Genomic DNA, 21,887 nt, shown 5'->3' on the forward strand with positions numbered 1-21,887 from the left:
TCCTAAGGGAAGTCACCCCCTCAGGTGGCGAAAAGCTTCGTGCGCGGAGCTGACACTGTCACGAAGCGCTTGTTCAAGGCGGTCGGCGTCGTCGGACAACCGGCTCAGCTCCGGTACGGACGACCCGTCGGCGCCCGACTCGGCGAGGAGTTCCTCGTAGCGGGGCAGCTTGGCGCTGAGGCGTTCGATCTGGTGCCGGGCGCGGTAGGCGCGCTCGGCGTCGCCGACGTGGCCGGCGTAACGTTCCAGCGCCTCGACGCGGGCGATCACGGCCTGCTGGCTGCTGTCGAGCGCCTGGGCGAGGGGTTCGGCGACGGCGGCCACCTCGGGGGTGAGGCCTTCGGAGACGACCTCCTCGTGCTCGGCCCGCAGCTCCGACAGCTTGGCCAGCAGGCGGGCGATCTCCCACTCCTGGGCGGGCAGCATCACCGCGTTGCGCACGTCGTCCAGGAGGCCCTCGGCGTGGACGCTGGAGCCCATGACCTGGTCGATGGCGGTCTGGGCGCGGATCATGAGGGCCTTGGCGGGCTCGTCGAGCTGTTCGCGTACGACGTAACGGCCCTCGTGCCTGCGGGAGCTGTCGTAGACGGCCAGCTCCAGCGCGTGCGCGCGCTCCACCTCGGCGTCGGGCCTGGGCCTGAGCAGGACGCTGACCACGAGCAGGGCGGCGCCGGTCATGATCACGGCGAAGGGGGTGTAGCGTCCGGCGACGAAGAGAGCCAGGCCGTAGACGGCCGCGACGGCGGCGGTCCCGGTGGCGGCCAGCCTGGTCACGACGCCGACCAGCGGGCGATGGCGCTTGTGCGCGGGCACCCAGCCGGCGTGGATGCGTACGAGGAGCTTGCGATTGTCACGTAAGAGGGCCGCGACGTCGTCGGCCACCGCCGGATCGACTATCACCTTCGCATGACGTCCGGGCACGTTGTCGATCCTATGTCCGGGCGTCATCCTTCGAGATAGCGGAACGCCTCGTGGGCGGACCGGACGCTGCGTCGTAAGGTGCGTTCGAGCACGTCGGCGTCCTCGGTCAGGCGCTCGATCTCGGGCACGGCGAGCTGGTCCGCGCCCGACTCCGCCAGCAGTTCCTCGTAGCGCGGCAGCCGGGCACGCAGCTCCTCGATCTGGCCGCGGGCGTGGTAGGCGCGCTCGGCCTCGGCCACGTGGCCGGCGTAACGTTCCAGCGCCTCCACGCGGGCGACGACGGCGGCCTCGCTGTTGACCAGGGCCCGTTCGAGCGGCTCGATCACCGCGGCCACCTCGGGCGCGATGCCCCTGGCCAGCAGCTCCCGGTGTTCCAGGCGCAGCGCCGACAGCTTGGCGAGCAGGCGGGCGATCTCCCACTCCTGGGCGGGCAGCATCACGGCGTTGCGGGCGTCGTCGAGCAGTCCTTCGGCGTTGACGTGGGAGCGCAGCACCGACCCGATGGCCCGCTGCGCCCTGACCAGGACGGCTCGCGCCTCCGGGTCGAAGTCCTCGAGCAGCAGGTAGCGGCCGTCGTACCAGCGGGCCTGCTCGTACACGGCGCGCTCCTGCGGCCGGTCGTCCTCGGGCACCTCGCTCATGGAGGCGATCTTGACCAGGACGATGAAGACGTACGTGCCGAGCAGCACGAACCCGGCCGGCGCGAACGGCGAGGCGAGCAGGAGGCCCATGAGCGCGACCACGAAGGGGGTCGCGGCCAGGAGCATGGCGCTGGACGGGCTCTTGTGGCGGGACGGGGGCGTCTCGGCGGGCGGCACCCATCCGGCTCTGATCCTGGACAGCAGCGGGGCGTTGGCACGCAGCAGTCCGGCTACTTCCGGAGGCACTCCGGGATCGACGACCACACCCACGCTCTGTCCTGGCACCCTGGCGCCCCCAACGCTCGTGATGTACGGATATTACGTAACATTCCGGTGGAGTGTCAGCCTCAAAAGGGTCAGCCGGGGGAATCGGCGGGGGCGATCCCGGGGCGCGTCCATGGCCGGCCGGGCTCATGAGGGCGCCCCGACCAGCAGCGCGGCGGGCCGCCGGGCCTTTCAGGACGCGCGAGATCCGTTCGCCGATGCTCTCGGACGCGCAACATGATCGTAGCCACGGGGGTAACCACCCGACCGGCGCGGCGCCGGCCGCCGCACGGCCAGGGCGGCGGCCACGCAGGCGACGGGGATGGCGGGCAGGACGTAGCGGTGGTCGAAGTCGAGCGCGGCCACCGGCGCCACGAGCAGGAACACCGCGAACGACCACGGGAGCAGCGCCGTGCGCGGGCGCAGCACGGCGCCGGCCCCGCCGGCCAGCAGCAGGACGCCGAACAGCGTGCCGTGCAGGAACCACGGGTACGGGTAGGCGGCCAGGATCGAGGCGAACGGCTCGACGGACCGCATGCCCCGGATGTCCGGGTCGTACTCCTTTCTGACCTGGTCCACGAGGGGCTGGCCGGACGGCAGCGGCCAGGAGCCCCGCTGGAAGGCCGTGGTCGGGCTCATGCGCTTCGGGTGGGCGACGGGCTCCCACGTGAAGGCGAGCGAGGTGTCCCGGACGACCTCGCGCAGGTAGTCCAGGGGCTGCGCGGCGATGGCCCGGAGCGCGAACGCCCTGGCCAGGTCGTTGTGGGTGAACCGGTCGCCGGGCAGGCGGTTGAGCGAGGCCCGCGGGTCCCAGACGTACTCGGAGGCGGCGTCCAGGACGGTGCCGTTCGGGCAGAGCGCGGCCTGGTCCGCGGGCGGCCTGATGATCGAGCAGTCGGCGAAGGTCATGGTGCGGGCCCACAGGGCGACGCCGTCCGAGCCGCTCAGCGCGAACCTGCCGTGGTGCTGGGCGTACCAGCCGGCGTAGGCGGCCAGCGGCAGCGCCCCCGCCACCACCAGGGCGAGGGTCGCGCGCCACCGTGCCTGCCACCGTGCCTGCCACGCGGTCCGCCGCAGCAGGAGGTAGAGGGCGGCCAGGCCGAGCAGCGGCACGGTAGCGGTACGGGTCAGACCGGCCAGGGCGAGGAGCAGCCCGGCCACCGCCGCCGCCCGCGTGGACACCTCCCCGCGCCACATGAGCACCAGCAGCGCGGCCACGATGAGGAAGATCACCTGCGTGTCCGACAGCACGGCGTGCTCCAGGCGCACGAACGCCGGGTCGAACAGCACCGGCACCGCCGCCAGCGCCGCTCCCCAGGCGGGCAGCGACCGGCGGCGCAGCAGCAGGTAGATCATCACCCCGACGGCCAGGCCCATCGCGTGCTGCACCCCCGCGACGAGCTCCACGCTCTGGAAGGGCCGCAGCGCCCACAGGAACCAGGAGTAGCCCGCCGGGTGGAACGCGCCCTGCGGCCGCAGGCGCACGGCCGTGTCCAGGTAGGTGAACGAGTCGTACCAATAGAGCCGCGCCGTGTCGTACCCCAGCATGACCAGCACGCGCAGCGCGGCGGCGAGCGCGAGCACGCACCCGAACAACCCGTGGTCACGTGGCCCCGCGAGCGTGGGCGCCATGGTCTTCTCCCCCGAGACCGCCAGGCGGATCCCGGCTTCAGGGGGGCCAGTCCAGCGCGCCACCTATAACCTGAACGTCACCGATTCTGGTTATGCGCGCGTTATGCCGGCCAGAGCAGACTGGCGGGCATTTAACATCTTTTGGGGGCAAGGTGCGCGTTTTGGTCGCTGAGGATGAGCGCATGCTCGCCGACTCGATCGCCGAGGGGTTACGCGGAGAAGCGCTGGCCGTCGACGTCGCCTACGACGGGGACGCGGCGCTCGAACGGCTCGGCGTGCACGACTACGACGTGCTGATCCTCGACCGCGACCTGCCGCAGGTGCACGGGGACGAGGTGTGCAAGGCCGTGGTCGAGCGCGGCTGGCTGGTGCGGGTGCTCATGCTGACCGCCGCGAGTGACGTGCGTTCCCGGGTGGTGGGGTTGTCGCTGGGGGCCGACGACTACCTGCCCAAGCCGTTCGCGTTCGAGGAGCTGGTGGCGCGGGTGCACGCGCTCGGGCGGCGGGCCAGGAGGGCCGACCCGCCCATGCTGGAACGGGCCGGGGTGCGGCTGGACTGGGCGCACCGGCAGGTGTTCAGGGAGGGCCGGTACGTGCCGCTGGCCCGCAAGGAGTTCGGCGTGCTGGCCGAGCTGCTGCGGGCCCAGGGAGCGGTGGTATCGGCGGAGACGTTGCTGGAGAAGGTGTGGGACGAGCACATCGACCCGTTCACGAACACGGTCCGCACCACGATGATGAAGCTGCGCAAGAAGCTCGGCGAGCCGCAGGTCATCGAGACCGTGCCGGGATCGGGGTATCGCATCCCATGAGCATGCGCCTGCGTTTCGCCCTGCTCAGCGGGGGCGTGTTCTTCGTGGTCGCCTCCCTCGCGCTGGCCGCCGTCTACTTCGTCGTCCAGACGAGCCTCCAGTACCGGGCCTCCGTGTTCACCCCCGACGAGATCCGGGTGGATCGGGACGGCTACAGCCTCTACGCCCCGCGCTACCAGGACGGGTATGAGATAGCCAGGGGGTTCGCGCTCAAGACGCACCTCACTTACCAGACCAGCGTCCTCGCCAACCTGCGCACCGCCGGCGGGCTCGCGGTGCTCGCCGGCACCGGGGTGGCGTTCGGGATCGGCTGGCGGACGGCGGGCATGGTGCTGCGCCCGCTCAGGAACGTCACCGACACCGCCCGCCGGGTCGCCCAGAGCCACAACCTGAGCGAGCGGATCGGCTACGACGGCCCCAAGGACGAGATCAAGGAGCTGACCGACGTCTACGACACCATGCTCGCCCGGCTGGCGCGCTCGTTCGACGGCCAGCGCCGGTTCGTCGCGAACGCCTCGCACGAGCTGCGCACCCCGCTCACGATCAACAGGACGCTCGTGGACGTGGCCGTGCGGCGGCCGGACGCGACCGAGGACGTCAAGCGGCTCGGCGAGTCGCTGCTGCTGGTCAACGCCCGCCACGAGCGCCTGATCGACGGCCTGCTGGCGCTGGCCGAGGGTGAGCAGGCGGTGCTGGACCGGCGGCCGTTCGACCTGGCGGATGTGGCCGAGCACGTGCTCGACCAGGCGGCGGCCGAGGCGGCCGAGCGTGAGGTGACCATGCACCGGCTGCTCGACCCCGCGCCGACGGCGGGCGAGGCGGTGCTGGTGGAGCGGCTGGTGCAGAACCTCGTGGAGAACGCCATCCGGCACAACCACGCCAAGGGCGAGGTGTGGGTGACGACGCGGCGGCGGGCCGATCAGGTCGAGCTGGTCGTGGCCAACTCGGGGCTGCAGGTGCCGTCGTACGAGATCGAGACGATCTTCGAGCCGTTCCGGCGGCTGCACGGCGACCGGCTGCGCTCGGACCGGGGCAGCGGGCTGGGGCTGTCGATCGTACGGGTGATCACCGAGGCGCACGACGGCACGGTCACGGCCACGCCCAGGGACGAGGGCGGTCTGACGATCAGCGTGGAGCTGCCCGTCGGCTCCGAGCCGGCCTGATCAGTCCAGGCCCTGGATCTCCCAGAGCGCCGTCTCCGGGACGCCCGCCTTGACGAGCTGCTCCCAGGTGCCCACCCGGTCGGCCGGGTCGGCGAGCATGGCGCGCAGGAGCGGCCGCAGCTCCGTGTGGTCCGCGCCCTCCTCGGTCCACATCGCGCCCAGGGCCCGGTGCATGGCCGGCGACCGGACGGCCACGGTCCGCACCAGCTCGTCCAGGATGGCCAGGCGGTCCCGGTACGGCAGGAAGCGGCCCTCCCCCAGCGCCGCGACCAGCAGGTCGAGCAGGCGCCGGTGCCGGGCCGAGTGGCCGGTGGCGACCGCGACGACGACGTCGCCCATGCCGCCGGTCTCCGCGCCGCCGAGCACGACGTCCTCCTTGCCGTCCTCGAGCACGCGGTGCGCCGACAGGGCGGTCACCAGCCCGGTCCAGCCCTCCTGCCCGAGCTGCCCCTTCCACAGGTGGCTGAGCGAGGACCACTGCTCCAGGTGGTCGGGCCCGGACAGGATCGACGACACGCGGACCGGCTGCTCGGACGCGCAGACGATGAGCAGGGTGAGGTTGGCCGAGTAGGCGGCCAGGCGGCGGGTCATCGTGTGGCGTACCGGCCGGAATCCGATGAAGTGGCGGCGGGGCCGCTCGTGCAGCGACCGGCGCAGCAGCCCGGCCAGCAGCTCCACGCAGCGCTCGCGTACGGCGGAGGGCACCTCGTCCAGCAGCTCCAGGATGAACCCGACGGTCGGCCCGCGCTCGGCCAGGCACGAGTGGGACGTGACCGCGTACAGCAGGTCGTCGTCCACGGCCTGCACCAGCGCGAGCGGCTCGTCCCCGGCCAGGCGGCGGCGCCGGTCGAGGTCGCGCAGCGCGTACATGGTCAGCCAGGCCACCAGGAACTCGCCGAACGTGGCGTGCAGGAAGGCGTGCCCGTTCCTGCGCACGAAGAAGAACCGCTCGGTGGCCTTGCGCGCCCAGTCGACGCGCGCCTCCCCTGGTTGATCGGGGTCGCCGGGGTCGTCCTCGCCGCCCTGGCACAGGGCGGGCAGGTCGCGGTTGAGCGCCTCGTCGGTGATGACCTGGCGGCCGCCGGCCAGCATGGACAGGGCCACCGCACCGAGCAGGACCAGCTCCTGGTCGATGGCCACCCGGCGCACGCCGCCGGTCTCGCGTTCGGTGTAGTCGCGCAGCAGCACCTCGTACAGGCGGGCGCGCCCGAGCGGGCCGTGGTCGCGCTGGAGCGCGTTGCTGCCCGCGTCGTAGAGGGCCAGCAGCAGCAGGAGCAGCGGCTGCCTGGCCATCTCGCCGTGGACGAGCGCCGCCTCGGCGGGCAGGGGCTTCAGGTCGCGGCGGGCGAGCAGGCCGCGGTTGCGCCGGTCCCAGATGGTCAGCCACTGCCGCACCTGGTCGTCGTCGAACGGCTGGAGCTGCAGCCCCAGCAGCCCCTTGGGGAACCTGATCCGGTCGGCCACCACCGTGCGGCCGGTCACGATCACCGCCACCGGGCGGCCCAGCTCCGCCTCCCTGGTCTGGAACTCCTGCACCCGTTCGAGGTAGTCGTGGCGGTCCACCCCGCCCTGCACCAGCTCGTCGAACCCGTCGAGGAGGATCACCGGCATCGCCCCGTCGGCGGCCGTCACCAGCTCGGCGTAGTCCACCTCCGTCCCCAGCACCGTGCCGAGGGCCTGCTCGACCTGCGCGGTGACGCCCGCCCGCGCGGACACACCGGCCAGCTCGACCCGGATCGGCAGGAACTCCGACCTGGCCAGCCGCGCGGCGAGCACCTCGGTGAGCTTGGTCTTGCCCGAGCCGGGCTCGCCCAGCACGAGCAGGGGTGCCTGGGTGGCGCGCAGCGAGGTCAGGTGGCCCACCAGGAACGCCTCGGTGTCGGGCACCGGCCGCTGGTCCTCCCACCAGTCCAGCTGGGCGGGAGTGGCGTCCCGGGTCAGCTCGGCGACCCGGAAGCGGGGGCTGAGGTAGCCTTCGCCGAGCAGCGGGAGCCAGACGTCCTCGGGCAGCTTGCCGGCGTGCAGGAGGGGCTGGTCGAGCGCGTTGGCGGCCATCCTGGCCTGGTGGATGACCGGCCGGTCGCCCACCCGGGGCGGGGCCAGCTCGGCCAGCAGCCAGGCCACCCGCGACAGCGCCGTGGCGGGCGCCGGCTTCTCGGTGACGAGGCTGCGCACCCCGAACTCGTGGCTGTCGAGCGCCAGCGACCGGTAGTCCTCGTCGTAGATGCGCAGCGCGCGGGCGGGCGGGCCCTCGGCCAGCATGCGGGGCAGCAGGAGCTGGTCGTCGACCGTCAGGTCGTCCCAGACGTTCAGCCCGCCCACGTATCCGGCCATGGCCTCCGACATGCGCTGGTAGGCACGTTCCACGGCGAGGCGGGTCTCGGAGTAGGGCAGATGCGGCTCGGGCGTGGGCAGCCGCTCCAGCAGCAGGCTCGCCACCAGCCGGGCGAAGCGCTCGGCGGTCGGCACGCCGTGCGAGATCTTGCCGCCGCGGTCGAGCTGGTCGAGCGTGAACGGCAGCTTCGCCTCGCCGAGCGCCTCGAAGTAGGCCGAGATGACGATCACCGCGTGCGCGGAGGCCAGCCGCTGGGTGCGGGTGTACCGGTCGACGCCGCTCTTCAGCTCGGGCATGCGCCGCACGACGTCCTCGCCGTAGCCGACGATGCTGTTGCGCATGTCGGTCAGGCCCGTCGCGAGCTGCCCCGCCCCGGCCAGCGCCCAGCCGGTACGCGCCGCCGCCGCGGCGAACCCGACCACCTTGACGAGCCGGGCGTCCTTGCACCCGAGGATCCTCAGGGCATCGGCGTAGCTCGGGGTCTCGATCATGTGCCTTCTCCCGGGGACTGGGAGTCCCATCATGCGCTGTGCGGCCGGGCCTTTTGGGGGAAGTTACCGGGCCGTCATGTTCGCTTCACGGCCTCCTCGATCTCCGGCAGCGCCGCGGGATCCTCGATCGTGGAGGGCGTGGCGTACGGGTTGCCGTCGGCGATGTCCCGCATGGTCGCGCGCAGGATCTTGCCCGAGCGCGTCTTCGGCAGCCGGGCCACCACGACGGCGCGGCGGAAGGCGGCGACGGGGCCGATGCGCTCGCGTACCAGGGCGGTCAGCTCGCGCTCGATCTCCGCCGGGTCGCGGTCGGCGCCCGCCTTGAGCACCACGAACCCGACGGGCAGCTGGCCCTTCAGCTCGTCGGCCACGCCGATCACCGCGCACTCGGCCACGTCGGGGTGGGCGGCGATGACCTCCTCCATCGCGCCGGTCGACAGGCGGTGCCCGGCGACGTTGATCACGTCGTCGATGCGGCCCATGACGTAGAGGTAGCCGTCGGCGTCCACGTGGCCGCCGTCGCCGGTGAGGTAGTGGCCGGGGTAGCGCTCCAGGTAGGAGCGGGCGAAGCGGGCCTCGTCGCGGTAGAGGGTGGGCAGCGCGCCGGGCGGGAGCGGCAGCCTGACGGTGACGGCGCCGTCCACGCCCGGCGGGCACTCGTCGCCGCCGGGGTCGAGGATGCGCACGTCCCAGCCGGGGACGGGCTTGGTGGGCGAGCCGGGCTTGAGCGGCAGCGGCTCGATGCCGACGCAGTTGGCGGCGATGGGCCAGCCGGTCTCGGTCTGCCACCAGTGGTCGATGACGGGGATGCCGAGCAGGTCGGAGGCCCAGTGATAGGTGTCGGGGTCGAGGCGTTCGCCGGCGAGGAAGAGGTAACGCAGCCCCGACAGGTCCCATTTTTTCGGGAAAAGGCCGGATGGGTCCTCTTTTTTGATGGCCCTGATCGCGGTCGGCGCGGTGAACAGCGTGCGCACCCCGTACGTGGACACCACCCGCCAGAACGCGCCCGGGTCGGGGGTGCCGACCGGTTTGCCCTCGTACAGCACGGTCGTGCAGCCGGCCAGCAGCGGCCCGTACACGATGTAGGAGTGCCCGACCACCCAGCCCACGTCGGAGGCCGCCCAATAGACCTCGCCCGGGGCGGCGCCGTACACGTGGGACATGCTCCAGTGGAGCGCGACCGCGTGCCCGCCGTTGTCGCGCACCACGCCCTTGGGCAGGCCCGTGGTGCCGGAGGTGTAGAGGATGTAGAGCGGGTCGGTGGCGGCCACGCTGACGCAGTCGGCCGGCTCGGCGTCGCGCACCGCCCGCGCCCAGTCGAGGTCGCGGCCCTCGTCGAGCTCGGCCACGGCCTGCGGCCGCTGCAGGATCACGCACCTGGCGGGCCGGTGCTCGGCCTGCTCCAGCGCGGCGTCCAGCAGCGGCTTGTACGCCACCACCCGCGACGGCTCGATGCCGCAGGACGCCGAGAGCACCACCTTGGGCCTGGCGTGGTCGATCCGCACGGCCAGCTCCCTGGCCGCGAACCCGCCGAACACCACCGAGTGCACCGCACCGAGCCGCGCGCAGGCCAGCATCGCGATCACGGCCTCCGGCACCATGGGCATGTAGATCACCACGGTGTCGCCCGCCGTCACGCCGAGGTCGCGCAGCATGCCGGCCGTCCTGGCCACCTGGTCGAGCAGCTCGGCGTACGTGTACGTGCGGGCCGTCCCGGTCACCGGGCTGTCGTATATCAGCGCCGCCTGGTCGCCGCGCCCGGCCGCCACGTGGCGGTCGACCGCGTTGAAGCAGGTGTTGAGCCGCCCGTCGGGGAACCACCGGCCGCCGGCCGTCACGGTCGCCGGCGCCACGTCCCAGGAGATCCCCAGTGCGGCCTCGGACCAGAACTCGTCGGGTTGCTCGATGCTGCGCCGGTAAGCCTGCCGGTAAGCCTCGCCATAACCGCTCACTTATCGATCAGACCAGTCCACGGGCCCATGGCGCAAGATATCCGGGTGACCGATGACATGATCCTTACCGTCGTCATGGGGTCGAGGGCGTACGGACTCGAGACGGAAGCCTCCGACACCGACCGGCGGGGCGTCTTCGTGGCGCCGACGGCCGCGTTCTGGCGGTTGGAGAAACCGGCGACGCACCGGGACGGGCCGCTGCCCGAGCAGTTCTCGTGGGAGGTCGAACGCTTCTGCGTCCTCGCGCTCGAGGCGAACCCCACCGCCCTGGAGTGCCTGTGGTCCCCCATGGTGGAGGTGATCACGCCTGCCGGGCGGCGGCTGCGCGAGCTGCGCCGGGCCTTCCTGTCGGAACGGGCGCGGCACTCGTTCGCCGGGTACGCCGACTCGCAGTTCCGCCGGCTCGACCCGGCCGCGCCCAAGTGGAAGCAGGCCATGCACATGATCCGGCTGCTGCTCAGCGGCCTGCACCTGATCCGCCACGGCGAACCGCTGGTCCAGGTGGGACCCTATCGGGAGCGGCTGCTGGCGATCCGGCGCGGCGAGGTGCCGTGGGCGGAGGTGGACGCCTGGCGGACCGAACTGGCCGCCGAGGTGGGCGCCGCCGGCAGCGTGCTGCCCGAGCGGCCGGACCGGGAGCGGGTGGAGGAGTTCCTGGTCGGCGTGCGAAAGGAGAACCTGTGAAGCTGCCCGATTGGCTGGCCGAGATCCCCGGTGAGCAGCCGTACCCGCTGGTGTTCGCGACGGTGAGCGGGGCGCACCTGTACGGGTTCCCCTCGGTGGACTCCGACGTGGACCTGCGCGGCGTGCACGTGCTGCCGGTGGAGGAGGTGGCGGGGCTGCGGCACGGGCCGCAGACGCTGGAGCGGATGTGGACGCGCGACGGCGTCGAGGTGGACCTGGTGACGCACGACCTGGCCAAGTTCTGCCGATTACTGCTGGGGCGCAACGGCTATGTGCTGGAGCAGCTGCTGTCGCCGCTGGTCGTGACGTCGTCGCCGGTGCACGAGAGGCTGGTGGCGCTGGCCCCCGGCTGCCTGACGCGGCACCACGCCCACCACTACCTGGGGTTCGCGCGGACGCAGTGGCGGCTCTTCACCAAGCGTCTGGAGCTGAAGCCGCTGCTCTACACCTTCCGCGTGCTGGCCACCGGGACGCACCTCATGCGCACCGGCGAGCTCGAGGCCGACCTGACGCGCCTGTACGCGTACGGGCCCGCGTACCTGCCGGACCTGGTCGCCCGCAAGGTGGAGGCCGAGCACGTGCGCGCGCCCTCCACGCTCGGCCTGGAGGCGGACGTGGAGCGGATGACGGCCGCGCTGGAGGCGGCGCGCGACTCCTCCGTCCTGCCCGAGCGGGCCACGGCGGAGGCGGCGCTGCACGACCTGGTGGTGCGGGCGCGCGTGCGCGGGTGGAGCTCCCTGACGTGACGTCGGCAGGCGGGAAGCCGGCGGGCCGGACGGACGCGCTCGGGGTCGTCGGCGGGGAGCCGGCGGGCAGAGCGGACGGGCTCGAGGCCGTCGGCGGGGAGCCGGCAGACGCGCCCGGGGTCGTCGGCGGCGAGCTGGTGGGCCGGACGGACGCGCTCGGAGTCGTCGGCCGGGAGCTGGTGGGCCGGACGGACGCGCTCGGAGTGGTCGGCGGGGTCCTGGCGGCGGGGTCGGGGTGCGTGGTGGTGGAGGGACCGGCGGGCATCGGCAAGAGCCGCCTGCTGGAGGAGGCCGCGGCGCGGGCGCGGCTGCGCGGGACGGCGGTGGTGCTCGGCCGCGCCACCGAGCTGGACCGGGTGGCTCCCCTGTCCACCCTCCTCCGCCCGCTCGCCTCCGATGGCGGGCCGCTCGCCTCCGATGGCGGGCCGCTGGGCCCGGGGTTCGGGGGTGACGGGTTCCGGGTGGTCGAGCGGGTCGGTGAGGTGGTCGAGCGCTTCACGCGCACCCGGCCGCTGGCGATCGTCCTGGACGACGTGCAATGGGCGGACGAGCTGACCTGCCTGGCGCTGCGGCAGCTCATACCGGGACTGGCCGGGTCCCCCGTGGTGTGGCTGCTGGGGCGGCGGCCGCTGCCCCAGCAGGAGGCGGTGGACCGGCTCATCGAGGAGGGTGCCCGGCGCGTGCCGCTGCCTCCGCTCGGCCCGGAGGAGGCGGCCGAGCTGGGCGCGCGCCTGCTCGGCGCCGCACCTGGCCCGTCGGTGCTGGAGCTGGTGCGGGGCAGCGGCGGCAACCCGTTCCTGCTGGAGGAGGTGCTGACGGGGCTGCGCGCCGAGGGCCGGATCTCGGTGCGCGACGGCGTGGCCGAGGTCGCGGCGGGCGGCGCACACCCGGTCACGGGCCCAGCGGGTGGCGGGGCGAGTGGCGGGGCGGGCCGCGGGGCGGATGGCGCGGCGAGTCACGGGGCGGGTGGCCCGGCGGGTGGCGGGATGAGCGGCCCGGCGGGTGGCGGGGCGGGTGGCGGGGTGGTGTTGCCCGCCGGGTTCGTGGCGGCGGTCGAGAGGCGGCTGCGCGACCTGTCCGCCGAGGCGCGGCGGCTGCTGGAGGCGGCCTCCGTGCTGCGGCGGCCGTTCTCGGTGCACGAGGCGGCGGGGGTGCTGGGGGTGACGGCGGGGGCGCTGTTCGGGCGCGTGGAGGAGGCCGTGAGGGCGGGCGCGCTCGTCGGTGAGGGGGATCGGCTGGCGTTCCGGCACGACCTCATCCGGGAGGCCGTCTACGGCGGGCTCGGCGCGCCCATCAGGACGGCGCTGCACCGGGAGACGGCGTCCGTGCTGCGGGCCGAAGGCCGGCCGCCAGCCGAGCTGGCCGAGCACCTGAGGCATGGCGCCCGACGGGGGGACGCGGCGGCGGTCCGGGAGCTGCGGGCGGCTGCCGAGGAGATGACGGCCGCCGCCCCTTCGGCCGCCGCCGACCTGATGCTGCGCGCCCTCGAACTGGCCCACCCCCGAGACATCGCACCGGAGGCGACTCAAGGCACCACGCCAGAGGCCACGCGCCGCACCACGCCGGAGGCCACACGCCGCACCACACCAGAGGCCACGCCGGAGGCCACGCGAGGCACCACGCCGGAGGCCACACGCGACACCGCGCCGCTGGTGGCCGGGGCCGTGCGGTTGCTGGCTTCGGCGGGGCGGCTGGGTGAGGCCAGGGAGCTCGCCGACCGCCTCGGCGTACCGCTCACGGCGGCCGAGGAGGCGGGGGTCGCGCTCGGGCTGGCCGAGGCGCTCAAGCACATCGGCGACGACCGGGGCGTCATCCGGCGGACCGGCCAGGTGCTGGGCCGCTCGGGCGTGCCGGGTCGGGAGCGGGCGCGGCTGCTGGCCGTACGGGCCCACGCGCTGATGATGACCGGCGAGATCGACGCGGCCGCCGAGGCGGCGGCCGGCGCGGTCGCGGAGGGCGAGGTGTTCGCCCAGGTGGTGGGGTTGCAGGCGCGATCCACCGTGGCGCTGTTCCGGGGCGACCTCGACGGCGCGCTGCGGCACGCCGAACGGTCGGTGGAGCTGGCCGACGCGGCGGGCGGTGAGGCGGCCCACCGGCATCCGCGGTTGTGGCTGGGCGCGGCGATGGTGGCGCTGGACCGGTTCGAGGAGGCCGAGGGCCAGTACGCGGTGGTCGAACGGGAGGCCGGGCGGCTGGGCACGGCGTGGGCGCTGCCGCTGCTGCACCGGTTCAGGGCCGAGCTGCTGCTGGCCTGGGGGCGGCTCGACGACGCGGCGGCCGAGGCCGAGGCGGGGCTCCGGGTGGCCGGGCAGCTCTCGGCGATGGCGCTGGCCCCGGCGCTGCTCGGCGTCCTCGGCCATGTGGCGCTCCTCCGGGACGAGACGGAGGCGGCACGCGGATACCTGGATCGGGGCCGCGAGCTGGCCGGGGAGGGGCCCGGCCTGGTGTCCGAGGAGTTGCGGTGGCGGCGCGATCTCCTCGACGAGGCGACGGGCGCCTCCCATGGCCACAAGCTCCTCGGCGAGGCGACGGGCGCCTCCCATGGGCGCGAGCTCCTCGGCGAGGCGGCGGGCATGGGCGTCTCCGATGGGGGCCCGTCCTATGGCGGGGCCCTGGCGTACCTGATCGTGCAGGAGCCGTGGACGGCGGCGCGGTGGCGGGCGGATCCGCGCGTGGTCGCGTGCGTGCGGGACCTCGCCCGCCGCAACCCCGGCGTCACGTCCCTCGCCGCCGGGCTCGCGCACACGGAGGGCCGGCTGGACGAGGCCGTCGAGCTGTACCGGAGCGCCCCGCGGCCGCTCGGGCTGGCGGCGGCCCTGGAGGAGGCGGGGCGGCGGGAGGAGGCCTTCGAGGTCTACCGATCGTGCGGGGCCGCGGCGGGAAGAGTGCGGCGGGGGGTGGCAGGGCGCGGGTGGGCGGCGCTGACGGCCTCCGAGCTACGCGTCGTCCGGCTCGTCGCCCAGGGCATGACGAACCGGGAGACGGCGGCGGCCCTGTTCCTGTCGCCGCACACGGTCGACAGCCACCTCCGCCACGCGTTCGCCAAACTGGGGGTGAACAGCCGGGTGGAGCTGACCAGGCAGGTGCTGGCGCACGAGCCCTGCCAATGAGTCAGCCCGTGCGGTCGGCCTGGAGCACGGGCAGCAACTCGCGGGCGTCCTCCTCGGTGATCTCGATCCCGAGGCGCTCGCGCAGGCCCTCGGCCAGCTCCGCGGGCGTGCTCGCCGCCAGGTCCTCGGCGCGGACGCGGGCGTCGGCCGTGGTGCGCTGGGCCAGCACGTGGTGGACGAACGGCGAGCGGGGGCTGTTGGCGACGTAGAAGTTGGCCACCTCGAAGTCGCTCGGATAGTGCGGCTCGTCCGGGCGGAACGCGTACAGCTCGGCCGGGCCCGCGTGCAGCACCCGGAAGTCGCCGTCCCGGCCCAGCCGCCACTCCCACGGGCCGGACCGCGCCGTCGCCCCGTCCTCGAAGGCGATCGGCACCACCAGCCCCTCACCGCCGAAGCCCACGTCGGCCAGCCACGTGCGGCCGTCCGCCTCGACGGTGAGCGTGGCGTGCGAGCGCGGCAAGTGGCGGCGGCCCAGCCGGATCCTGGCCAGGTGCCGGGTCAGGACGAAGCCGAGGCGTTCGAGCGCGGCGGCGAACAGCAGGTTCTGCTCGTGGCAGTAGCCGCCGCGCCCGCCCGTGACGAGCTTGTCCTGGAGGCTGCCCACGTCGAGGGCGATGCCCCGGCCGAGGACCACGTCGAGGTTCTCGAAGGGGATGGAGCGCACGTGCGCGAGGTGCAGCGCGCGCAGCGTCTCATATGTCGGCGCGAGCGGGCCGCCGTGTCCGATCCTGGCCAGGTACGCCTCAAGATCGAGCTTGTCGATGTCCCATGTCATGAGATCGACGATCTCGTACGCGACGGCCCGCCCACATCACGCGTTCACGGGATTCGCCGACAGGACGAGCCTGATGGCGAAGTTGTGATAGCCGGCGCGTTCGAACGCCCTGGCCATCGGCATGTTGCCGGAGTCCGTGTCCGCCAGGATCCGCTGGACCCCGCGCTCGGCGTGGACGCGGGTGATCTCGCCGAGCAGGTCGTCCACGTACCCGTGGCCCCGGTGCTCGGGCACCACGCCGAGGTAGCCGACCACGGGCCCGCCGTCGTTGGCCGACGGCAGGGCAACCCCGACGAGGTCCCCGCTCTTGTCGTACGCCAGCCGCCACCACGACCGGTCGCCCCGCATGGACCGGTTGTCGCGGACGTCCTCGCGCGCCTGCTCCAGGGGGTCCCTGGTGACCAGGGCCTGCCGGGTGTGGAAGTCGAGCGTCCCGACGGCCACCCGGCGGAACGCCTCCACGAACACCTCGTCGTCGTCATCCCCACGGAAGACGAGCCGGTCGGACGGCTCGGGGACGGGCCCGGCCGTCCATTCGTACCGGAGCCGTTCCAGCTCCTCGGTCAGCCCGGCGCGACCGGCCGCCTCCCAGCGCCAGGCGATGGCCGCCGATGCCTTCGGGTGGTCGCGCCAGCCGCGGGTGACGAACACGTGGTACTCGATCGCCCGCCCGTACGCGTCGTGGGCGCGGCGCAGCAGCTCCGCGGCCAGCCCCACGCGATCGTCCACCGACGGATGGACGTACACGCAGTCGAGCGCGAGGGGCCTGTCGCCGTCGGGGAAGCTCCACCAGACGGCGCGGGCCAGGATCTCACCGTCGTCGGCGACGGCGAGCCAGATGCGGTCGTATCGGTAGTTGCCGCTCTCCAGGAACGAGAGCAGGCGTTCGGGATGCGCCCAGCTGATGGACTCGTCGACGACGCAGCCGAGCAGGCGGTCTAGATCGTCCTCGACCGCGGGACGGAAAAGCACAATTCCTCCGAGAAGTAGAAGCGGGCACGGTGAGTGCCCGAAGTAGTGCCGAACATCTCAGCGCCTCCTTTCTTCCGGCTTTTCGGCGTCACGGGGCACTGTAGCGGAAATATCGCGACAGGATGGGCTCGTGAGGTCCTACGACGACACCCTGCCCCTGCAGCCCCCGATCCGGCTGCCCGAGGAGGCCACGCTCGCGGCGGCCGTCCGTGCCGCTCCCCTGGCCGAGGAGCTGAAGCCGGAGGGCTCCGACGCGGAGGTCCTGACCTTCTGGGCGGGCCACTGCCGCGAACGGCTGGCCGCCGACCAGGGGCTGCTGCTGGAGCTCATCAGGATGTTCCTGTCGCGCGAGCCGCATCCGGGCGCTGTGCCCGAGGTGCTGACCGGGCTGGGCCTGGTACGCCAGGCGGAGCCGTACACGCTGAGCTGGCTCGGCCTGTGGGCGGCGCGGCTGATCATCGCGGAGACCACGGGGCAGGAGGTGCCGGTCATCGGGTCGCTCGCGGACGCCGACGCCACCAAGCTGCTGCACGGCCTGCGCTCCTACCCGGAGACGGAACGCGGCGAGGAGCTGGCCGGGTGGCTCAAGGGCCGGGACCCGGACGCGGCGGTGGCCGAGATCGCCTCGGCGCTGGCCCCGGTGAGCCCGCTCAGCCGGGCGGTCGGCGTGGAGCTGCTGTCGTCGGACTTCGGCGAGGAGGGGAAGCGGGCGCTGGCCGGGCTGCTGGAGGAGCCCGGGCTCGGGGCAGTGATCGCCACCAGGACGGAGCGCGACGACCGCCCGGCCGCCCCGGAGGAGATCGCCTGGGTGTTCGTGGACATGGCGGCGGCGCTGCTGGAGTTCGGGGGCGAGGCGGGCGAGGTGATCGAGTCGATCGCCATGGGGATGGACGCGGAGGAGCAGGCGGGGACGATCGCGATCCTGGCGTTCGGGGACCATCCGTGGACGGGGCAGGTGCTGCGGGTGCTCATCGACCACCACCCCGACGAGCGCGTCGCCGCCGCGGCCCGCAAGGCCCTGCGCCGGCTGCACGGGCTCGCGGACCTGCGCGGCTGACGTGCGGCGGCCCGGCGCTCGCGCCTGGCGCTCGTGGCGGATGGGCGCCGCCGACGTGCGCGGCAGGCGGTACGGGGTGCGCCGGGTGCCCGGGACGGCGGCGGGCGGCGGTAGAGTCGGCCCGGTGACGACGCATGCGATCTCCCCGCAGACCGGCATCCTGGGTGACGCGTTCGCCTGCGAGTGCGGCGCCGTGCTCGCCGGGCGGATGACGGCCGAGCTGCACGCCGCCGAGAACGGCCTGTGCTCGGTCTGCCTCGGGTCCGGCCAGGAGGAGATGGCGCCCGGGCTGACGCACGGCTGCACGGCCTGCGCGGCCACCGGGGGCCGCAAGGAGCAGGTCATCTGGCAGCTCGCCTACGCCGAGGCCGAGCACCTCATCACGATCGCCGTCGTACGCGGGATCGTCGCGACCTTCGACGGCCCGTTCCACCTGTCAGAGGCCGCCGACGCGGTGCGGACCGGGATGGGGCTGCCCGCCGGACGGCTGCCGGTCGGCCCGCGGGTACGCGACCTGCTGCTGGAGATGCAGGCCGCGGGCGAGATCACCATGCTGTCGGCGCCGGACGAGATGATCGGCTCGGACATGGTCCTCTACCGCGACCCCCAGTGGCAGCGGGCCCACACCCTGGGCCTGTGACCCATCCGGCACGTGCCGGGGACGCGCGGCCGGGGACACGACCGCGCCGTTGACGCGCGCCCGAGGGCTCGACAGCCGCGACCGCGCCCGCTGATGCACGCCCGGGGGCTCCACAGCCGCAGCCGGGGACGCTGACCGCGCGCCGTGGCGCCGGGCGTCGTCAGGCGCGGCAGATGATCTCACCGTGGACGATGGAGATCCAGCCGTCCTCGGCCTCCGCCCACTTCAACCACCCCTGCGAGATCCGCCGCAGGTCGGCCTCCGTGGCCGCGCCGGTCGACAGGGCCTGCTCGGCCATGGCGGAGCCCAGGATGCGGTCCGCCCACATCCCGCCCCACCAGGCCCGGTCCTCCGGCGTGGCGAAGCACCATGTCGAGGAGGTGGCGGTGATGTCGGTGAAGCCCGCCGCCCTGGCCCACGACAGCAGCCGCCGCCCCGCGTCCGGCTCGCCGCCGTTCGCCCGCGCGAGCTTCTGGTACAGCGCCATCCACTCGTCCAGCTCCGGCAGCAGCGGATACCAGGCGAACGCCGCGTAGTCGCTGTCGCGCGCCGCCACGTACCCGGTCGGCTTGGTCACCCGGCCCATCTCCCGCAGCGCCCGCACCGGGTCGCCGACGTGCTGCAGCACCTGGTGCGCGTGGACCACGCAGAACGTGTCGTCGGGGAAGTCGAGGGCGTGCGCGTCCGCGACGGCGAAGCCGACGTTGTCCAGCCCCCTGGCGGTGATCTCGGCCCTGGACAGCTCGAGCGCCTCCTCGGTCACCTCCGACGCCGTCAGGTGGCCGACCAGGCCCGCCAGGTCGGCGGCGATCGTGCCGGGGCCGCTGCCCACGTCCAGCACCTTCATGTGCGGCTTGAGGTGGGGCAGCAGGTAGGCGGCCGAGTTCTCGGCGGTGCGCCAGCGGTGCGAGCGCAGCACGGACTCATGGTGGCCATGCGTGTAGACGGCGTTCATCGGCAAACTCCTTCGGTTCCGCTCCGACGCCGATCACTCTAGCGCTTGTCTCATCATCCAAGAAGAAACGTCTTGAATATCGAGACTCCGAAGAGACCGTAAACTTTGTTGCGAAACGTTCGCAAATTCGGAGAGAGGCGTTGGTCGTGGGAGAGGTCCGGCCGATCGTGCACGTCGGAGACCCGGTGCTGCATCACCCGTGCGAGCCGGTCACCCGGTTCGACGACGCGCTGGCGGCGCTGGTGGAGGACATGTTCGCGAGCATGTACGCGGCGGAGGGCGTGGGCCTGGCCGCCAACCAGATCGGCGTGGCCCTGCGCGTGTTCATCTACGACTGCCCGGACGCGGACGGGGAGCACCACAAGGGCGTCGTCGTCAACCCCACCCTGGAGCTCCCCGAGGTGGGCGAGCGCCATCTCGACGCGGACGACGAGGGCTGCCTGTCGGTGCCCGGCCAGTACGCGCCGCTCCCCCGCCCCGACCACGCCACCGTGCACGGGTTCGACGCCGCCGGGGAGCCCGTCACGGTCGAGGGGACGGGGCTACTGGCCCGCTGCCTCCAGCACGAGACCGACCACCTCGACGGCTACCTGTACATCGACCGCCTTCCCGCCAAACGCCGCAAGCGGGTGCTGGCCGCCTACGAGGAGGCCCGTTCCACTATCGCGGACAAAGCACCGCTATAGTGGAGAAATGGAAGGCGAAGGGGTCCTGTCGAGCGGCCTGTCGATGGCCGAGCTCGGGCTGCGGATCCGCACGGAGCGGCGGGCGCGCGGGCTGACCGTCGAGCGGCTGGCCACGCTCAGCGGCATCAGCCGGAGCATGGTCTCGGAGGTCGAGCGGGGCGCCAAGACCCCGACGGTGCTGGTGCTCGACCGGCTGGCCACGGCGCTCGGCACGTCGATCGCCCGGCTGCTCGACGAGCCGGCGCACTCGGCGATGCGCGTGCTGCGCCACGCCGGGCAGCGGGTCCTGCGCGACCCGTCCGGCTGGGAGCGCCGCGTGTTGTCGCCGGTGCTCGGGGACGTGGAGTTCGAGTTCATGCGGACGACCCTCGGGCCCGGCGTCGACGCGGGCGAGTTCGCGCCGCACGCGCCGGGGTCGCGGGAGTACCTCGCGGTCGAGCGCGGCAGCCTGCGGCTGACGATCAACGGCAGGCCGTACGAGCTGGCGACCGGCGACTCGGCCTACTACCCCGGCGACTGCCGCCACGCCTTCGCCAACGACGGCGCCGACGACTGCGTCTACTACCTCGCCATGGAGCTGGGCGGCGCCGGACAGCACGACCCCTGGAAGGAGCCCTCCGATGGCTGATCTCCACCCGACCGACGTGGCCGCGGCGGCGGCGATCGCCGCCGAGCACCTGGCGGGCCTCGGCGAGCGGCCCGTGTGGCGGCCCGTGCCGGAGTCCGAGCGGGCCTGGCTGAGCGGTCAGGAGCTGCCCGAGCGCGGGCGGCCCCTCGGCGAGCTGCTCGAGGACGCCCGTACGCATGTGCTGCCGTACCCCATGGGCAACGGCCACCCCCGCTTCTTCGGCTGGGTGAACTCCCCGCCCAACCCCGCGGGCGTGCTCGTCGAGCCGCTGGCCGCCGCCTTCAACCCGAGCTGCGCCGGCGGCGACCACGCGGGCCCGCACCTGGAGCGCGCGGTGGTGCGGTGGCTGGCCGAGCTGGTCGGCTTCCCGCACCCGCCGGGTGGCGGCTTGCTGACCAGCGGCGCCTCCATGGCCACCGTGATCTGCCTGGCCACCGCCCGCCAGCGGGCCGCGCTCGCCGACGGCTGGGACGCCCGCGAGGAGGGCCTGTCCGGGCGGCCGCCCATGGTCATGTACGTCACCGAGGAGGGCCACAGCTGCCTGTACAAGGCCGCCCAGCTCCTCGGCCTCGGATCGCGGCAGGTCCGCGTGGTCCCGGTGGACGGCGCGTACCGGATGGACGTGGGCGCGCTCCGCACCATGGTCGAGGAGGACCTGCGGGCGGGCCTGCGGCCGTTCTGCGTGGCGGGCAGCGCGGGCACCGTCAACTCCGGCGCGGTCGACCCGCTCGACGAGATCGCCGACGTGGCCGCCGAGCACGGGCTCTGGTTCCACGTGGACGGCGCGTACGGCGCGCTCGGCGTCCTGGCCGACGGCGCCGCGCCGCATTACGCGGGCCTGGAGCGGGCCGACTCGCTGGCCCTCGACCCGCACAAGTGGCTCGGCGTCCCGGTGGGCTGCGGCTGCGCCCTGCTGCGCGACCCGGGGGCGGCGCGGGCCGCGTTCAGCCTGGTGCCGTCGTACCTGATCGACGACAACGCGGGCGATCTGGGGTGGTTCTCCGAGTACGGGCCCGAGCAGACCCGCCCGTTCCGCGCGCTGAAGACCTGGGCCACGCTGTCGCACCTGGGCCGCTCCGGCGTCGAGCGCCTGGTGAACCACACGACCGGGCTGGCCCGCACGCTCGCCGCCATGGTTGAGGAGGCCGCCGACTTCGAGCTGCTGGCTCCGGTCACCACCTCGATCACCGCTTTCCGTTACCGGTCCGGCCCCGATGACCTGGATGCCCTCAACCGGGCGATCCCGGGCGCGGTTCAGGCGCGCGGGAACGCGTTCATCACCGGCACCCGACTGGGCGGCCGCGACGCGCTGCGCGCCTGCTTCCTGCACCCGGACACCACCGAGCGGGACCTGACCGTCCTGCTGGAGGAGATCCGCCTGGCGGCCAAGACGTTCTAGCCGAACGCAGAGACCCGGCAAAGGCCG

18 protein-coding genes are annotated in these 21,887 nt (G+C 73.5%); 10 read left to right on the forward strand and 8 right to left on the reverse strand.

Annotated features, from left to right (window positions below):
- Window positions 1–12: 12 nt before the first annotated feature.
- The 3 genes from ABZX61_RS28115 to ABZX61_RS28125 form a co-directional block, all read right to left on the reverse strand.
- Complete coding sequence (locus ABZX61_RS28115; protein WP_350734739.1) at window positions 13–921, reverse strand: hypothetical protein; 909 nt, start codon at window positions 919–921, stop codon at window positions 13–15.
- Window positions 922–944: 23 nt separating this feature from the next.
- Window positions 945–1,832, reverse strand: a complete 888-nt coding sequence (locus ABZX61_RS28120) for a hypothetical protein (protein WP_355199027.1) — start codon at window positions 1,830–1,832, stop codon at window positions 945–947.
- Between the two features lie 186 nt (window positions 1,833–2,018).
- Window positions 2,019–3,458: a phospholipid carrier-dependent glycosyltransferase gene (locus tag ABZX61_RS28125; RefSeq protein WP_355199029.1), complete on the reverse strand. Its 1,440-nt coding sequence runs from the start codon at window positions 3,456–3,458 to the stop codon at window positions 2,019–2,021.
- A 152-nt stretch (window positions 3,459–3,610) separates the two neighbouring features.
- Between ABZX61_RS28125 and ABZX61_RS28130 the strand changes: the two genes are divergently transcribed.
- Together ABZX61_RS28130 and ABZX61_RS28135 are read left to right on the forward strand one after the other, a co-directional pair.
- Window positions 3,611–4,267: a response regulator transcription factor gene (locus ABZX61_RS28130; protein WP_350734744.1), complete on the forward strand. Its 657-nt coding sequence runs from the start codon at window positions 3,611–3,613 to the stop codon at window positions 4,265–4,267.
- A 2-nt stretch (window positions 4,268–4,269) separates the two neighbouring features.
- Window positions 4,270–5,430 (forward strand): HAMP domain-containing sensor histidine kinase, encoded by a 1,161-nt coding sequence (locus ABZX61_RS28135; protein ID WP_355199032.1) that lies wholly within the window; start codon window positions 4,270–4,272, stop codon window positions 5,428–5,430.
- On the opposite strand, the gene ABZX61_RS28140 is transcribed toward ABZX61_RS28135, so the two are convergent.
- Entirely contained in the window at window positions 5,431–8,256 is a 2,826-nt protein-coding gene (locus ABZX61_RS28140; protein WP_355199034.1) for a hypothetical protein, read from the reverse strand.
- Window positions 8,257–8,330: 74 nt separating this feature from the next.
- Window positions 8,331–10,208 carry a propionyl-CoA synthetase gene (locus tag ABZX61_RS28145; RefSeq protein WP_355199035.1) on the reverse strand — a complete coding sequence of 626 codons (1,878 nt, stop codon included), beginning with the start codon at window positions 10,206–10,208 and terminating at the stop codon, window positions 8,331–8,333.
- Between the two features lie 45 nt (window positions 10,209–10,253).
- Between ABZX61_RS28145 and ABZX61_RS28150 the strand changes: the two genes are divergently transcribed.
- From ABZX61_RS28150 to ABZX61_RS28160, 3 genes are read left to right on the forward strand one after another with little or no spacing between them, the layout of a single operon-like run.
- Entirely contained in the window at window positions 10,254–10,892 is a 639-nt protein-coding gene (locus ABZX61_RS28150) for a nucleotidyltransferase domain-containing protein (RefSeq protein ID WP_355199037.1), read from the forward strand.
- Entirely contained in the window at window positions 10,889–11,638 is a 750-nt protein-coding gene (locus ABZX61_RS28155; protein ID WP_355199039.1) for a nucleotidyltransferase domain-containing protein, read from the forward strand. The genes ABZX61_RS28150 and ABZX61_RS28155 overlap by 4 nt, the downstream gene beginning before the upstream one ends.
- Window positions 11,635–14,748 carry an AAA family ATPase gene (locus tag ABZX61_RS28160; protein WP_355199041.1) on the forward strand — a complete coding sequence of 1,038 codons (3,114 nt, stop codon included), beginning with the start codon at window positions 11,635–11,637 and terminating at the stop codon, window positions 14,746–14,748. Before ABZX61_RS28155 ends, ABZX61_RS28160 begins: the two co-directional genes overlap by 4 nt.
- 1 nt (window position 14,749) lies before the next feature.
- On the opposite strand, the gene ABZX61_RS28165 is transcribed toward ABZX61_RS28160, so the two are convergent.
- Both ABZX61_RS28165 and ABZX61_RS28170 read right to left on the reverse strand, forming a co-directional pair.
- The gene (locus ABZX61_RS28165; RefSeq protein ID WP_355199043.1) at window positions 14,750–15,523 is read right to left on the reverse strand and encodes an arylamine N-acetyltransferase; all 774 of its coding nucleotides are present in this window, start codon (window positions 15,521–15,523) and stop codon (window positions 14,750–14,752) included.
- A 36-nt stretch (window positions 15,524–15,559) separates the two neighbouring features.
- On the reverse strand, window positions 15,560–16,495 hold the full coding sequence (locus tag ABZX61_RS28170) for a GNAT family N-acetyltransferase (RefSeq protein WP_355199046.1): 936 nt from the start codon (window positions 16,493–16,495) through the stop codon (window positions 15,560–15,562).
- Between the two features lie 130 nt (window positions 16,496–16,625).
- Here ABZX61_RS28170 and ABZX61_RS28175 point away from each other — a divergent pair, with 130 nt between their 5' ends.
- On the forward strand, window positions 16,626–17,552 hold the full coding sequence (locus ABZX61_RS28175; RefSeq protein WP_350734758.1) for a hypothetical protein: 927 nt from the start codon (window positions 16,626–16,628) through the stop codon (window positions 17,550–17,552).
- A 124-nt stretch (window positions 17,553–17,676) separates the two neighbouring features.
- Window positions 17,677–18,192 carry a hypothetical protein gene (locus ABZX61_RS28180; protein WP_355199048.1) on the forward strand — a complete coding sequence of 172 codons (516 nt, stop codon included), beginning with the start codon at window positions 17,677–17,679 and terminating at the stop codon, window positions 18,190–18,192.
- Window positions 18,193–18,352: 160 nt separating this feature from the next.
- On the opposite strand, the gene ABZX61_RS28185 is transcribed toward ABZX61_RS28180, so the two are convergent.
- Window positions 18,353–19,147 (reverse strand): methyltransferase domain-containing protein, encoded by a 795-nt coding sequence (locus ABZX61_RS28185; RefSeq protein ID WP_355199050.1) that lies wholly within the window; start codon window positions 19,145–19,147, stop codon window positions 18,353–18,355.
- Between the two features lie 146 nt (window positions 19,148–19,293).
- Here ABZX61_RS28185 and def point away from each other — a divergent pair, with 146 nt between their 5' ends.
- From def to ABZX61_RS28200, 3 genes are read left to right on the forward strand one after another with little or no spacing between them, the layout of a single operon-like run.
- Window positions 19,294–19,833 carry a peptide deformylase gene (gene def, locus ABZX61_RS28190; RefSeq protein ID WP_355199052.1) on the forward strand — a complete coding sequence of 180 codons (540 nt, stop codon included), beginning with the start codon at window positions 19,294–19,296 and terminating at the stop codon, window positions 19,831–19,833.
- 7 nt (window positions 19,834–19,840) lie between these two features.
- The gene (locus ABZX61_RS28195; RefSeq protein ID WP_350734765.1) at window positions 19,841–20,461 is read left to right on the forward strand and encodes an XRE family transcriptional regulator; all 621 of its coding nucleotides are present in this window, start codon (window positions 19,841–19,843) and stop codon (window positions 20,459–20,461) included.
- Window positions 20,454–21,860: a pyridoxal-dependent decarboxylase gene (locus ABZX61_RS28200; RefSeq protein ID WP_355199055.1), complete on the forward strand. Its 1,407-nt coding sequence runs from the start codon at window positions 20,454–20,456 to the stop codon at window positions 21,858–21,860. The genes ABZX61_RS28195 and ABZX61_RS28200 overlap by 8 nt, the downstream gene beginning before the upstream one ends.
- Window positions 21,861–21,887 lie beyond the last annotated feature (27 nt).

Origin of the sequence: Nonomuraea sp. NPDC003709 (assembly GCF_040610775.1) — a bacterium.
GTDB classification, from domain to species: domain Bacteria; phylum Actinomycetota; class Actinomycetes; order Streptosporangiales; family Streptosporangiaceae; genus Nonomuraea; species Nonomuraea angiospora_A.

What these genes read in the sequence shown, in the direction of transcription:
- ABZX61_RS28140 (WP_355199034.1), bottom strand. Translation starts at nt 8,256, where the DNA reads ATGATCGAGACCCCGAGCTACGCCGATGCCCTGAGGATCCTCGGGTGC.
- ABZX61_RS28125 (WP_355199029.1), bottom strand. Translation starts at nt 3,458, where the DNA reads ATGGCGCCCACGCTCGCGGGGCCACGTGACCACGGGTTGTTCGGGTGC.
- ABZX61_RS28195 (WP_350734765.1), top strand. Translation starts at nt 19,841, where the DNA reads ATGGAAGGCGAAGGGGTCCTGTCGAGCGGCCTGTCGATGGCCGAGCTC.
- ABZX61_RS28200 (WP_355199055.1), top strand. Translation starts at nt 20,454, where the DNA reads ATGGCTGATCTCCACCCGACCGACGTGGCCGCGGCGGCGGCGATCGCC.
- ABZX61_RS28165 (WP_355199043.1), bottom strand. Translation starts at nt 15,523, where the DNA reads ATGACATGGGACATCGACAAGCTCGATCTTGAGGCGTACCTGGCCAGG.
- ABZX61_RS28135 (WP_355199032.1), top strand. Translation starts at nt 4,270, where the DNA reads ATGCGCCTGCGTTTCGCCCTGCTCAGCGGGGGCGTGTTCTTCGTGGTC.
- ABZX61_RS28185 (WP_355199050.1), bottom strand. Translation starts at nt 19,147, where the DNA reads ATGAACGCCGTCTACACGCATGGCCACCATGAGTCCGTGCTGCGCTCG.